At 62.3% G+C, this 13,960-nt stretch carries 11 protein-coding genes; 4 read left to right on the forward strand and 7 right to left on the reverse strand.

Translation table 11 applies throughout. The annotated features are described in order from the left end of the window. Nucleotides 1–53: 53 nt before the first annotated feature. Genes glyS through AB1E33_RS03395 form a run of 3 tightly spaced genes read right to left on the reverse strand, consistent with a single transcriptional unit; the run spans nt 54 to nt 4,052 of the window. On the reverse strand, nt 54–2,315 hold the full coding sequence (gene glyS / locus AB1E33_RS03385; protein ID WP_372575834.1) for a glycine--tRNA ligase subunit beta: 2,262 nt from the start codon (nt 2,313–2,315) through the stop codon (nt 54–56). 7 nt (nt 2,316–2,322) lie between these two features. Next, nucleotides 2,323–3,525, reverse strand: coding sequence for a sodium/glutamate symporter (gltS, locus tag AB1E33_RS03390; protein ID WP_372575835.1), 1,203 nt, complete (start codon nt 3,523–3,525; stop codon nt 2,323–2,325). After that, nucleotides 3,522–4,052, reverse strand: coding sequence for a DUF6446 family protein (locus AB1E33_RS03395; protein ID WP_372575836.1), 531 nt, complete (start codon nt 4,050–4,052; stop codon nt 3,522–3,524). The genes gltS and AB1E33_RS03395 overlap by 4 nt, the downstream gene beginning before the upstream one ends. 93 nt (nt 4,053–4,145) lie before the next feature. Here AB1E33_RS03395 and AB1E33_RS03400 point away from each other — a divergent pair, with 93 nt between their 5' ends. Continuing rightward, on the forward strand, nt 4,146–4,778 hold the full coding sequence (locus tag AB1E33_RS03400) for a MarC family protein (protein ID WP_372575837.1): 633 nt from the start codon (nt 4,146–4,148) through the stop codon (nt 4,776–4,778). Between the two features lie 14 nt (nt 4,779–4,792). Here the strand turns inward: AB1E33_RS03400 and AB1E33_RS03405 are convergent, their stop codons facing one another. Then, the gene (locus tag AB1E33_RS03405; RefSeq protein ID WP_372575838.1) at nt 4,793–5,722 is read right to left on the reverse strand and encodes a glycine--tRNA ligase subunit alpha; all 930 of its coding nucleotides are present in this window, start codon (nt 5,720–5,722) and stop codon (nt 4,793–4,795) included. Between the two features lie 215 nt (nt 5,723–5,937). Here AB1E33_RS03405 and AB1E33_RS03410 point away from each other — a divergent pair, with 215 nt between their 5' ends. Together AB1E33_RS03410 and AB1E33_RS03415 are read left to right on the forward strand one after the other, a co-directional pair. After that, nucleotides 5,938–7,665 carry a serine protease gene (locus AB1E33_RS03410; protein ID WP_372575839.1) on the forward strand — a complete coding sequence of 576 codons (1,728 nt, stop codon included), beginning with the start codon at nt 5,938–5,940 and terminating at the stop codon, nt 7,663–7,665. A 56-nt stretch (nt 7,666–7,721) separates the two neighbouring features. After that, entirely contained in the window at nt 7,722–8,393 is a 672-nt protein-coding gene (locus AB1E33_RS03415) for a carbonic anhydrase (protein WP_372575840.1), read from the forward strand. Nucleotides 8,394–8,417: 24 nt separating this feature from the next. On the opposite strand, the gene AB1E33_RS03420 is transcribed toward AB1E33_RS03415, so the two are convergent. After that, nucleotides 8,418–9,992: a 5-guanidino-2-oxopentanoate decarboxylase gene (locus tag AB1E33_RS03420; RefSeq protein ID WP_372575841.1), complete on the reverse strand. Its 1,575-nt coding sequence runs from the start codon at nt 9,990–9,992 to the stop codon at nt 8,418–8,420. Next, nucleotides 9,992–11,440 carry a TrkH family potassium uptake protein gene (locus tag AB1E33_RS03425; protein ID WP_372575842.1) on the reverse strand — a complete coding sequence of 483 codons (1,449 nt, stop codon included), beginning with the start codon at nt 11,438–11,440 and terminating at the stop codon, nt 9,992–9,994. Before AB1E33_RS03425 ends, AB1E33_RS03420 begins: the two co-directional genes overlap by 1 nt. Between AB1E33_RS03425 and AB1E33_RS03430 the strand changes: the two genes are divergently transcribed. After that, nucleotides 11,439–12,320, forward strand: coding sequence for a hypothetical protein (locus AB1E33_RS03430; protein WP_372575843.1), 882 nt, complete (start codon nt 11,439–11,441; stop codon nt 12,318–12,320). The genes AB1E33_RS03425 and AB1E33_RS03430 overlap by 2 nt on opposite strands. A 351-nt stretch (nt 12,321–12,671) precedes the next feature. Here AB1E33_RS03430 and folE2 read toward each other — a convergent pair whose 3' ends face one another. Continuing rightward, nucleotides 12,672–13,775, reverse strand: a complete 1,104-nt coding sequence (folE2, locus tag AB1E33_RS03435) for a GTP cyclohydrolase FolE2 (RefSeq protein WP_372575844.1) — start codon at nt 13,773–13,775, stop codon at nt 12,672–12,674. Between the last annotated feature and the right edge of the window lie 185 nt (nt 13,776–13,960).

Genomic DNA, 13,960 nt, shown 5'->3' on the forward strand with positions numbered 1-13,960 from the left:
GATCGACGCAAGGGAGAGGTTGGGGATGCGTAGTTCTACGCATCCCCTGCCTGCTACCCTTCGATCCGGGTCAGATCGGCCACGCTGGAGCAGATCTCGCGGATCTGGCTGAGCAGGTTGAGACGGTTGCGGCGCAGCACGTCATTGTCGGTATTGACCTGCACCTCTTCGAAGAAGGCATCAATCGGCCCGCGCAATGCGGCCATCGCCGCCATCGCCGCTGAGAAGTCCTCGGCCTTGAGGGCCGGCGCGATCTTGGCCTGCCCGGCATCAAGCGCCGCAAACAACGCTTTTTCGCTGTCCGTCTCGGCGAATTTCACATCCGCACCATAGGAGTATTCGACCCCGTCCCTCTCCTCGGCCTGCGTCAGGATGTTATTGGCGCGCTTGAAGCCCTGAACGAGGTTCTCGCCATCCTCGGTCCTGAGCACTTCGTTCAATGCGCGGGCGCGTTTGACCAGCAAGGTCAGGTCGTCATTGCCCTCCATAGCGATACAGGCGTCGATGATGTCGTGGCGAATGCCCTCGTCGCGGAGGAATACCTTCAGGCGGTCGTGGATGAAGGACAGGAGATCGTTGGAGTTGCTTTCGATACGATCAGCGATAGATTTCAGTACCGAACCTTCCCCAAGATTTGGCTCGAACGGATGTGTTTCAGAATTCTTGATATGGTCCACAACAGTTCGAAACGCCGCCCCGAAAACGCCAAACTTAGAAATCGCTTCAAGCGTACTTTCAAGTGTATAGAGGTCCTGTTCATCACCAATTTCGCGCAACCGCGTGAGTTCATATTTGAGCAGTTCACTGTCGATGTACTGATCCAAACGCAGCGCCAATGACCCGCCAAGCACCAACCGAATGACGCCCAGCGCGGCGCGGCGAAGGGCAAACGGGTCCTTCGATCCGGTGGGTTTCTCGTCAATCGCCCAGAACCCGGTCAGCGTGTCCAACTTGTCGGCCAATGCCACGGTCACGGACAAAGGCGCGGTGGGCACGTCGTCTGAGGGGCCCAGCGGCGAGTAATGCTCCTGCGCCACGGCGGCCACGGCCGCGTCCTCGCCTGCGGCTTCGATGTAATAGCGGCCCATAAGCCCCTGAAGTTCGGGGAATTCATAGACCATCTCGGAACTCAGATCAGCCTTGGCCAAACGCGCGGCTTTCGCGGCCTGATCCGGGTCTGCACCGGTGATCGGGGCCAGTTCGCGGGCCAGCGATGCGATGCGCGCGATGCGTTCGGCCTGGGTGCCCAGCTTGTTGTGGAAGGTCACGTTTTCCAGCGAGCGCGTCCATTGCACCATGTCCGATTTGGCGATGCGCAGGTCGTTCTCCCAGAAGAACTTGGCATCAGCCAGCCGCGCCGAGAGCACCTTCTGATTGCCCGCCAGAATGGTCGCGCCATTATCCGCCGTCTCGCGGTTCGCCACGGTGATGAAGCGTTCGATCCGCCCCGTTTTGGGATTGCGGACCGAAAAGAACTTTTGATGCTCTTTCATCGAGGTCTGCAGCACCTCGGGTGGCAGGTCGAGGAATTCAGCGTCGATCTGCCCCATCAGCACCACAGGCCATTCCACCAGACCGGCGACTTCGGCCAGCAGACCCTTGTCTTCGACCAGTTCCAAACCGGCGGCGAAGGCCATGTTCTGGGCGTCAGCCCAGATATGGTCAGCCCGCTCTGATGGGGACAGCACCACATGGGCGCGCTTGAGCTTCGCCTCGTAATCCTCGAAAGAGGTGACAGAAAATTTCCCCGGAGCCATGAAACGATGGCCTTCGGTGCTGTCGCCCGCGGCTATGCCCTCGACCTCCAGCGGCACTACCTGCGTGCCCGCCTCGTCGCTGAGGATGCACAGGATCGAATGCAGGGGTCGCACCCAGCGCAAGGAACCGCGGCCCCAACGCATCGACTTGGGCCAGGGGAAGTTGCGGATCGTCGCCTCGAGCACCTCGGCGATGATCTCTGCGGCCGGGCGGCCCGGCTTTTCGATACTGGCGAAATAGACCGCACCCTTGGGCGTGTCGCGCTCTTCCAACTGGTCGCGGGTCAGGCCTGCACCGCGCAGGAAGCCCTCGATGGCCTTGTCGGGCGCGCCGACCTTGGGGCCTTTGCGCTCTTCGCGGATGGTCGGGCTTTCACCCAGCAGCCCCTGTACCGTCAGCGTCAGACGGCGCGGCGTGGTTAGCGCTACAGCGCCCGCATAGGTCAGACCTGCCTCGACCAGACCATCGGTGATGCGCTTTTTCAGATCCTCACCGGCGCGGGTCTGCATGCGCGCGGGGATTTCCTCGGAAAAGAGTTCTATCAGCAGGTCGGGCATGAGATCCTCAGAAATTCACGATCGTCTGGATGACGATGGCGTTGGCGATGTCCACAAAGAAGGCGGATACAAGGGGGAGCACGATGAAGGCAATAGGCGAAGGGCCATATCGCTTGGTGACCGCGGTCATGTTGGCGATGGCGGTGGGGGTCGCGCCCAGCGCAAAGCCGCCGAACCCCGCCGCCAGCACCGCCCCGCGATAGCCCGATCCCATCACCGGAAAGAGCACGTAGATCACAAAGAGGACGGTAAAGAGCGTTTGCGCGCTCAGCACAACAAGGATGGTCATGCCCAGCTCGGCAATGGTCCAGAGCTGCAGGCTCATCAGCGACATTGCCAGAAACGCGCCCAGCGCAAAGTCCGAGACCAGCGCCAGCGCAGGTGTGCGGCTGACCGGGACTGCATCAGGTGCCAGCCAACTGCGCAGGTTGGCGATCAGGATGGCGACGATCAGGCAGGGCACGAAGAGCGGCAGTTTCAGGCCGGCTTCGGCGATTGCGATATTCGCAAAATAGCCGAAGATGATCGCCAGATGCAGGTTGAGGATCACACGCATGAAGCCGATCGGTGTGATCGCGGCATCTTCTTTCTCTTCGGCAGGGACACCGACAGTAAGTTCTTCGTCCGGGCGGTCGGGGGTCAGGTTGTTGCGTTCAACCAGGAATTTCGCCACCGGGCCGCCCACCAGCGCGGCCAGCACAAGTCCGAGCGTCGCCACTGCAACACCCAGCTCGGTCGCGCCCTCAAGCCCGGTCACCGCGCCCACTTCGGGCGCCCAGGCGATCGCAGTGCCATGCCCGCCGATCAGCGCGGCAGAGCCGAACAGCACCCCGGACTGAACTGGAAAGCCAAAGGTGATGGCACCTAGCGCGCCGATCAGGTTTTGTGCAAGGATGGTGACGACTGTCAGAATCAGAAGCAAAATCAGAGGCTTGCCGCCCTTGATCAAGTCCGACAACCGGGCATTCAACCCGATGGCGGCAAAGAACAGCACCAGCAGATAGTCTCGGGTCTCCATCTCGAACGTGAACTCGATGCCAGCGATCAGGTAAATCGCCAGCGAAAAGCTTGCCGCCACAAGGCCGCCGCTGACCGCTTCGGGAATGTTGAAGCGGCGCAGGATTTCGATGCGGGCGTTCAGTTCGACCCCCAGCAGGAACACCGCCAGCCCCAGCGTCGCAGAGATCATGTCAGGAACAAGCAGGTTCATTTCGTTACCTCCGGTCGTGGCGGGCAGGCCTCGCCCACGACGGTGCCGTCATAGGCCTTTTTCCCGCAATCGTTCAGCACATGCCAGGCATAGCCCTGTCCGTCATCGGTGATGGCTACGACCCGATCGACGCCGTAATGGATGTTCTTGGTCGCCAGATAGCTTCGCGCCGTGCCATCTTCGAGCGCCGCTGCCAGTACAAGCCCGTCAAAGCATGCGAACCAACCCGGCGCGGTGAGTGGCTCTGCCCCCTCAACAGCGCGGTAGGTCGCGCTGAGCTCATCCAGGCTCAGAACGGTGTCGAAACAGGCCCGGTACCGGATCGGAGAGCTGTCGGCGTCGATCGCCTGAAACGCGCTGTAGGAAATGGCTTCAGGGGGTCCGCCCTCGATGGGCAGCAGGGCCACGTCCTGCCCGGGCTGCGGTTCCACATCATAATAGAAGCCGTAGATCTGCATGTAATACATCAGTCCGCCGGCGGCGGCGGCGCTGACAAGAATGACGATGGCGAGCAGCTTTCCCTTCATCTGTGGTCTCTTACCTCACGCAGCCTCTATCAACGCGCCGCGAAATCGGTCAGCATACCGGCCACAGGCAGCAATCACGGGCGTTAGCGTTTCATGGACAGCACATTCGTCATCTCGTTGTTCGGAGCGCTTTTTGCGATCATGAACCCGATCACCAACCTGCCGATTTTCCTGAGCGTCACCGAAGGGGCCAGCATCGCCGATCAGAAAAAAGTCGCGGTCAAGACCGCCACTTACAGCCTGATCATGGGTGGTGTGGTGGCGGTGGCGGGCAGCCAGATGCTGAACCTGTTCGGCATCAGCGTCGACGATTTCCGCGTCGCAGGCGGGTTGGTTGTGTTGCTGATCGCGCTCAACATGCTCAACGGCAATGAAAGCAGCTCGCATCACGGCACCGAAGGGGAAAAACAGAACTACCCGGCGCCCGAGACGGTCGCCTTTTACCCACTGACCTTTCCGATCATCGTTGGCCCCGGCACTGTGGCCACGCTGATTGTCTATGCCCATCAGGTTAAATCTTTGCTTCAGGTTACTGTTTTTGCAGCCATTTTTGTCGGCATGACGGTATTTGTCGGGCTGGTATTCTGGAACGCGGCCTCGCTGGCACGGTACCTGACCGGATCGGCCCGCGTCATCATGAGCCGGCTGATGGGCATGATACTGGCCACCATCGCCGTCAGCATGATCGTGGCTGGCCTCAAGGCGCTGCTGCCCGGGCTGGCATAGGCGGCCAAGCGGCATCAGGCCGCGTGCCCCCCTGCCGTGGTCTGCACGAATGCATCGGCGCATTGCTTGGCCAGCGCCCGCACCCGGCCGATATAGGCTTGCCGTTCGGTGACCGAGATCACGCCCCGCGCATCCAGCAGGTTGAAGATGTGGCTAGCCTTGATGCATTGATCGTAAGCCGGATGCGCCATCACGATGCGCTTGCCGGTCTTGGGGTCGTCTTGGCTCTGCGCCAGGATAGTGGCACATTCGGCTTCGGCCTCTTCGAAATGGCGCAGCAGGACCTCGGTATTGGCGACGTCGAAATTCCAGCGCGCGTATTCCTCTTCGGTCTGCTTGAAGATGTCGCCATAGCTCAGCGGGCTGGGGGATTGCGGATCGTTGAATGGCATGTCCATCACATGATCGACGCCCAGCACATACATCGCCAGACGCTCAAGCCCATAGGTCAGTTCGCCCGAGACAGGCGCGCAGTCATGCCCGCCGACCTGCTGGAAATAGGTGAACTGGCTGACTTCCATCCCGTCGCACCAGACCTCCCATCCCAGACCCCAGGCGCCCAGCGTCGGGCTTTCCCAGTCATCCTCAACAAAGCGGATGTCATGCAGGTCCATATCGATGCCGATGGCCTGCAGCGACCCCAGATACAGCTCCTGCAGGTCAGGCGGGCTGGGTTTGATCAGCACCTGGAACTGGTAATAATGTTGCAGCCGGTTCGGGTTCTCGCCATAGCGCCCGTCGGTGGGGCGGCGCGAGGGCTGCACATAGGCCGCCGCCCAAGGCATCGACCCCAACGCGCGCAGCGTGGTGGCCGGGTGAAAGGTGCCCGCGCCGACCTCCATGTCATAGGGCTGCAAAACGGCGCAGCCCTTTGAGGCCCAATAGGCCTGAAGCCGCAGGATAATCTCCTGAAAAGAGCGCGGTGCGCCGGATTTGTCTCTCATGGGCCTGCTTTCGTGAACGCGGGTGGGATCAACGCTTTCCTATGCAAGCAGCCCTGACCCGTCAACGGCCCTTCTGGACGTACCCGAAGGCGCACCTACCCGCCTGTCGTGCGAAGACCACACCCGCGACGGCGCATCATCGCAGGCATGGTGTTTGGGGTGTGTTCCCGCGTATGTTGCACGAAACAGACAAGAGCTAAGGCAAGAGTTCCCCCATGATCCGGTTTTTCGTCGCATTCCTCCTTGCGGTCACCTTTGGCCTGCGCGCCGCCACGGCCCAACAATCCGGCGCCGAGGGCGTCTGGGTCCAGATCGAAGCCCACTCCGATTTCCCGGTGGCAGAGCAGCGCGCGCAGTTCTTCTCTGGCAGTCTCGCCGATGTGCAGGGCTTTGCGCTGGGTGGCGGCTGGTACGGCATCGTGCTTGGCCCCTACACCCGCGCCGATGCCGAGCAGGTGCTGCGCGTCTACCGCGCCGAGCGCCAGATCCCCAGCGACAGTTTCATCACCTTCTCGCGCTCTTTGGGGCGGCAGTTCTGGCCGCAGGACGGCGCAACCGGCATCGTGACAGCCCCCACCTTGCCGACACCGACCCCTGCCGCACAATCACCTGTCGTGGTCTCGGACGAGACACCCGCCCAGGCGCGGCGCAGCGAACGGTTGCTGAACCGCGAGGAACGCCGCGGGTTGCAGACCGCGCTAAAGGCCGAAGGGTTCTACAATTCGACCATCGACGGGGCGTTTGGTCCCGGCACCCGCCGCTCGATGGCGGATTGGCAGAGCGTCAACGGCTATGAGCCCACAGGCATCCTGACAACCAGTCAACGCATCGTTCTGATGGACCAGTATAACGCCCCCCTGCTGAGCGTCGGCATGGCACGCCGCTCAGATGAAAAGGCCGGGATTTCGGTCGATCTGCCTTTGGGAGAGGTTGCCTTCAGCCGCTATGATCCACCGTTCGCCCATTATGATGCGCAAAGCGATCTGGGCGCGCGGGTCTTGCTGATCAGCCAGCAGGGTGAGCGGGCCGACCTGTTCGGGCTGTATGATGTGATGCAGACGCTGGAAATCGTGCCGTTGGATGGTCCCCGTCAGCGTCGGAAGGACAGCTTCACCATCGAAGGGCGCGGCAACGGCATCGTGTCTTATACCGAGGCCACCCTTCGCGATGGCCAGATCAAGGGTTTCTCGCTGATCTGGCCTGAGGGCGACGAGGGCCGCCGGGCGCGCGTGCTGCAAGCCATCAAGACCAGCTTTGCGCGTACCGATGGCGCGCTCGATCCGGCCGAGGGGGCAGAAGCAGCGCAAAGCGTCGATCTGGTTTCGGGGCTTGAAATACGCAAACCGCGCATCTCGCGTTCGGGCTTTTATGTGGACAGGTCCGGCGCGGTCCTTACCGTGACCGAGGCGGTGCAGAACTGCACACGGATCACGTTGGACAACACCTATCGCGCCGATCTCGTCAGCCAGGATTCAGGGCTTGGCGTCGCCATCCTGCGCCCGACCCAGCCACTGGCCCCGATGGCAGTGGCCGAACTGCACCCGGACGAGCCCAAGTTGCAATCGCCGGTTACGCTAGCGGGTTATTCCTATGAAGGCGTGCTGGGCGCCCCGACCCTGACCTTCGGCACGCTGTCCGATGTGGCCGGGCTGCGCGGAGAGGTCGAATTGTCGCGCCTAGCCATGGCCCCGCAGAAAGGTGATGCGGGCGGGCCGGTATTCGACACCGGAGGCTCGGTTGTGGGCATGTTGCTGCCCGATCCGGCCAATGGCCAGCAATTGCCCCGCGATGTGAGCTTTGCCGCAGATGCGCAGGCGTTGCGGAACGTGCTGGAGGAGTCAGGCCTGACGGTGGAAAATGCCTCGGACGCGGCAGAGATCACGCCGGATGAGCTGAACCGCAGGGCAATCGGCATGACCGTGCTGGTAAGCTGCTGGGACTGATCCCGGAGGGCCGAGGTGCGGCGCCGCGTAAAAAGATGAAGAAGCGCAGGACATTGATGTTGAACAGACGGGGATTGATCACCGGGATCATGGCAGCAGCAGCCGCGCCGTTCGTGCGACCGGTTTCTGCCGCACCCCCGGTGGTTCCGCCGGCCGAGGCACTTCAGCGCCTGATCGATGGCAATGAGCGCTATGTGGCGAATACGCCGATCAACACTGATCATTCGGTTGGCCGCAGTGCCCGCGCGCTGGGGCAACAGCCCTTTGCAACCATCGTCAGCTGCGCCGATTCCCGCGTAGCGCCGGAGCTGATCTTCGATCAGGGGCCGGGCGAATTGTTCGTGATCCGTGCTGCGGGCAACGTCATCAGCGATTATGGGCTGGCAAGCCTGGAATACGGCGCGGCGGTGCTTGGCATCTCGACGATCCTGGTGCTTGGGCACAGTTCATGCGGGGCGGTTGAGGCGGCAATCTCGGCCATTCGGGATGATGCCATGCCGGGCGGCCATCTGCCGGGGCTGGTGGAGGCGATCCGCCCTGCCGTACAACAAGCCATGCGCGACAACCCGGCCGATCTGCTGACCGCTGCAACGGCGCGGAACGCCCAGTTGGGCGCTGAAAAGGCGCAGCGGACGGCCCCGATTCTGTCGGAGTTGAGAGGGGCCGGCGACCTGACTGCGCGCGCCGCGATTTATGACATTGCCACCGGCAAGGTGGAATTCCTTTAGGGCGACGTGTCCGGCAGCGCCTCGTCAGACAATGTCCGGTGTCAGGTAGATGAGCGTGGGACCATCGGCAGTGAAGGCAGCGCGCACGGCCTCTTGCATCTCGGAAAGGGATGCGGGCGCGGTTGAAGCCGCTCCGAACGCCTCGGCCAGCTTGCAGAAATCGGGATTGCGGGCGATCACTGCGTTGGGGGCAATCTGCGCTGCCTGCATGCTTTCCTCGATCTCTTTCAGCTTGCCATTGTCCCAGATGACGATCGGCAGCTTCAGGCCCAGTTCAACCGCCACGCCAAGTTCCTGCATCGTGTAGTGGAAGCCGTAATCACCCGCGATCACCATCGTGGGTTTGCCGCCACGCGCGACGGCACCGCCGATTCCGGCGGGTAGCGCATAGCCCAGCGTGCCGAACCCCGTTGGGTGGTGCCAGTGATGGGGATAGTGCATGTCCCAGACCTCTTTGGCGAGATAGGCGAACTGGGTCATGTCGGAATAGATCATCGCATCCTGTGGCACCGCCGCGCGCAATGCATCGATCACCGGCAAGAGACCGGGACGTTCCGCGTCCGCCTCGGCCTGCCAGCGCGTGCGGGCTTTGGCCGCCTCATCTGCCGACCAGCCGGTGGCGGGTTTGGCGCCTTCGGTGGCCACCCAGAGCGCCTTTGCAAAACTTGTGGCATCACTCTGCAACTTGACCAGCGCGCGTTGCGGGTCCGACAGCACCTGCGGGTCCAGATCTACCCGCACCAAAGTGGCGCTATGGCCCAGACGGTCGCGCCAGAGGTCAACCTCGGCCAGTTCCGTTCCCACCGCGATCACCAGATCGGCGCTGGCGATCACCTCGGCGCTGCCGGGCCGGGCCAGCGTTGCCCCGAAATCCAGCGGATAACCCGCGCCGACCAGCCCGCGCCCGGCATATGTGGTGAAGGTGGCAGCGCCCAACTGCGTCACGATCTGTCGCCACAGGTTCGACCGCGCGCCGCCGCCCAGAATGAACAGCGGACGCCGAGCCAGGTTCAGCAAGGACAGCACCGGCGCGATATCGGGGTCCTGCGCGTTGAGGCGCAGCGCTAGCTGGTTGGGAAACGGGGCCGGTTCCGCCGGTGTTTCCAGCTGCGCGATAGGCACCTGGATGTGCTTGGGCCGGGGTCGCGCCAGTTCGAACTCTTCGAAGGCGCGTTCGATCAGGCCGTAAGCCGCATCTGCAGACCCGGCAGTTTCGGACCAGTCGCAAACCGTTGCCGCCGCTGCCCGTTGGTCGCGCATCTGGTGCAGCTGCCCCTTGCGCGACGCGGTGTCGTCCAGACAAGACGAGATCGTCAGAACCGGCACGGAATCGGAATAGGCCTGCCCGAGCGGTGTCAGCGTGTTCAACAGCCCCGGCCCTGTAATCACATAGGCCACACCCGGCTTGCCAGAGGCACGCGCATAGCCGTCCGCCATGAACCCAGCTCCCTGTTCGTGACGGGCAAGGACATGACGGATACCGGCCTCTTCGATGCCGCGATACATTTCCTGATTATGCACCCCCGGTATCCCGAAGATCACATCGACACCCCGGTCGCTGAGCATATGGGAAATCTGCGCCCCAAGCGGTTTTTTCATCAAGCTCTCCAGAATTGCACAGTCAGGATCACGTAGACGGCCATCAGCTCGAGCCGGCCGATCAGCATGCCGATGGTCAGCATCCATTTCGCGGTGTCGTTGAGATTTGCGAAATTGCCCGCCGGGCCGATCTGGTCACCCAGGCCTGGCCCAATATTGGCAAGTGCTGCGGCGGCCCCGGAGACGGATGTTGTGAAATCCAGCCCGGTCAGGCCCAGACCCCAGGACAGGATGCCCATGGTCACGATGAAAAAGACGAAAAAGCTCATCACGGAGCCCAGCACGTCCTGGCTCACCGCGCGCCCGCTATAGCGTGGGATGAACACACCGCTAGGCTGCCGAATGCGTTGCAACTGCGCACGGATCGAAGCGAATAGCAGCTGGTAGCGGAAGATCTTGATCGAGCAGGCGGTTGATCCGGCGCATCCACCGATCAGACCGATAAAGAACAGCATGGTGACCGGAAAGCCGCCCCAGGCCATGTAGTCTGTGCTGGCATAACCGGTCCCGGTCATCAGCGAAACCGTGTTGAACAGCGTCTTACGGATGGCCCCCTCGCCAGCCGTAGGCGTCTGCAACAGGTTCCAGAGCGTCAGCACCGCCACCAGCACCACGGCGGTTCCGATAAAGGCCCGCACCTGGCTGTCGCGATAAAGCGGCTCGGCGGTGCCCGCGATCATCTGCACATATCGCACGAAGGGCAGCGCCGCGAGGATCATGAACAGAACCGCCACATATTCGGTCGCGGGTGGGAAAGCACCGAACGAAGCGTCGTAATTGGCGAACCCGCCGGTCGCCACCGTTGTCATGGCATGGACGGTCGCGTCAAACGCGTCCATCCCAGAAGCCGCATAGGCCAGCGCGCAGGCCATCGTCAGCGAGATATAGACGACAGAGATTCTGGACGAGATCTCGGTCGCGCGGGGCAGGATTTTACCAAAAGTATCAAAGCCTTCCGAGCGGAAGATCTGCATTCCGCCGACCCGCAGCTCGGGCAGGAACACCATCGCGACAACAATGATTCCGATGCCGCCCAGCCATTGCAGCAAGCCTCGCCACAGCAGCAACCCGCGTGGCAATTCGTCGAGCCCCGAGATCACGGTCGACCCGGTGGTGGTCAGGCCCGACATCGATTCGAACAGCGCATCGACAAAGCGCAGCTCGGTCTCGCCGAACATGAACGGGATCGCGCCGAAAATCGGCAGCGCCACCCAGACGCCGGTGGTCAGAAGAAAGGTCTGCTGGATGGTCAGGCCCTCACGTACGCCGTTGGCGCAGCTCATGGCCATCAGAACGCCCACCAAAGTGGTCAGCAGGGCACTTTGCAGAAAGACATGCCATTCGCCCCGCCCTTCGGCGAAATCCGACATCATCGGCAACAGCATGGTCAGGCCAAGAATGGCGACCAGCAGGCCGATTACATATCCGACGGGGCGAAGGTCCAACATGACGCGCAGGGTTGGCGCGCCATGGGTTCGCTGTCAAGCGCTGGTGCGGGGTCAGCTCATGGGTTTGGCCTTGGAGGCGGGCATCGCCGGCGGGGTGGACGGCGTCCGCGTGGTGCTGCGCGCCGATTCCGACTTGGTTTTGACAGTGTCCGCAGCGGGTTTTGCTGCGGCTTTGGCCGGGGCCGGTTTTGCAGCGGGCTTGGCCGGGGTTGCCTTGGCGGCGGGTGCAGCAGGTTTCGCCGCTGCAACAGGCGCTTTTGGAGCAGCCGCAGGATTGGCAGGGGCCGCTTTCACCGTAGGAGCCGCAGTTTTGGGCGCGGTTTTCGCGGCTTCGGCCTTCATCGGTGCGACCTTGGCCTTGGCAGCAGGCACGGGCTTTGCCGGGGCCGCCTTTGCAACCGGTGCTGCGGCCTTGGGCGCAGGCTTCGCGGCTTTAGCCTTGACCGGAGCGGCTTTGGCCTTGGCAGCAGGCGCGGGTTTGGCAGGGGCCGCTTTGGCCGCAGGTGTTTCGACTTTGGGCGCAGGTTTTGCCGTTTCGGCCTTAGCCGGTACGACCTTGGCCTTGGCTGCAGGCGCGGGTTTGGCAGGGGCCGCTTTGGCCGCAGGTGCTGCGGCTTTGGGCGCGGGTTTGGCAGGGGCCGCTTTGGCCGCAGGTGCTGCGGCTTTGGGCGCAGGTTTTGCCGCTTCGGCCTTGGCCGGTGCGCTTTTGGCCTTGGCAGCGGGCACGGGCTTGGCCGGAGCAGGCGCGATCGGCGTCTTTGGTGCCGCTTTGGCAGCAGGTTCCGAGGCGGGTTCCGCCGCTACAGACTGCATGGCGCTAATCTGGCAGAACGGTGCCTGCAGCGCCGATCTGCTCACAAGCTCAACGATCCTGAGCTGATTCGCGATCAACTGGCCTGTCACACGGATGGCGGCCATCTGAATGTCCAAAGGTGTCTTGATGAAGCTCATTTTTGCGCTCCCCTATGTGTAAAGGTCGGGAAAAAGTGAAGACATAGAGGAGGTTGCGATGACCTTGTGAAGGCCACCGGCCTGATTGCCCGGCTGTGAATTCATGACTCGCATTGCCGCTCTCTGCCTGTATCGGCCCGTCCGGCGAACATCCTGCTCAACGGTGCGAGACCTGATCTGACCCTGAGTATATCGACAAAGCCGAGCAGGTGCAGCAAGAAATGCTGCGTCGCAGCGTCACGAGTGGGCGGGGGATCGACAATCGGCGTCTGGCAGAGCGCTATCCGGCGTGGATCAATGTGCTGAACAGGCGCGGTTCAAGACTGTCGGAGGCAAAGGTTTTGCCATCGGTCAGGACCGATACCGCATCATGACTGTGCAGGCTCTCCTGATGGCTCGCCACCACCCGGAAATCGCCAATGCGGTGATCGGCGCGCAATTCGGCGCAGAACAGCCGTACCGCGTCTTCGACGAAGATCGGATTCGCCGCATTCAGCTCGGCGAAAGCCTGCTCATCCTCGCGCTTGACCATCACCTGAGTCTCGGTGGGCACCGCCTGACGGCAGAGCGCGATCAGGTCTTCAAACCAAAGGCAACTGGCATCGGGGTCCAGCATGACCGAGACCCGCGCCACCGAGCGTTGCGAATGCGGCGTCGCCAGTTGGCTGCGCATCACGCGGGCATGTTCCGACAGTTCCAGCGAACACGGGCAGGTCGACGAATAGACATAGTCCAGATGCATGATCTTCTTGCGCGCCCCCGCGACCTCGATCAGTTCGAGCGCGAAATCATAATACTGATACCCCTCCAGCCCCGAGCGCAGGCTTTGCACCTTCACCGGGTAGGAAAACCGCATCTGGATACGGGCATCAAAACTGTCCAGATCGGTCTTGTAGTCGTCCAGCGCGGCCTCGATGGTCTCGAAACTGAATGTTCGCTCGGCATACTTGTAGAAGGACCGCATGATCCGGGACATGTTGATGCCCTTCTTTTCGGCCTCCAGGCTCACCGTGCCAGTGACCGAGGTTTCCAGCGTCAGGTCGGACCCGCCCTTGGAGTGGAACCGGACCGGCAGGCGGAAATTTGAGATGCCCACATGCTGGATAAGCTGCTTTGACCCCCGGATCAGGCTAGAGGGCCCGTTCTGCAGGTCCGGCAGTGTGGCGCGATAGGCGTCATCCGCCTTGAATTCAGCCGGATAGTCCCGCGACAGTGCCGGGTAGTTCAGATCGGTCTGTCCGGGGATGAGCCTTGCAACCGCCGGGTCCAAAGCCGCTATCTCGGCATCGGTGGCCCCTGTCGCCCAGGCTCGCAACACGTCAAGCGCCGCTTCTGCGGCCTTGCGGTTCGGCGCCTCGTCCAGATCGCGCGGTTGGAAATTCATGGGTCCGTTCCCTGTCTTTCGCCTGTGGCATGAGGCGGTTTGCACCGTCAGCACGCTCTAATCTATCTGGTATACGGGTTCGATAGCAAACCGGATCGCAGAAAATCGCCACATTTCGACGCTTTGCGCCCTGCCAGAGCCCTGGTCGGCTCTGACAGGCCCCTTTGCGCGATGCCCGACCTGCC

The organism is Ruegeria hyattellae (assembly GCF_041537925.1).
Taxonomy (GTDB): Bacteria; Pseudomonadota; Alphaproteobacteria; order Rhodobacterales; family Rhodobacteraceae; genus Ruegeria_C.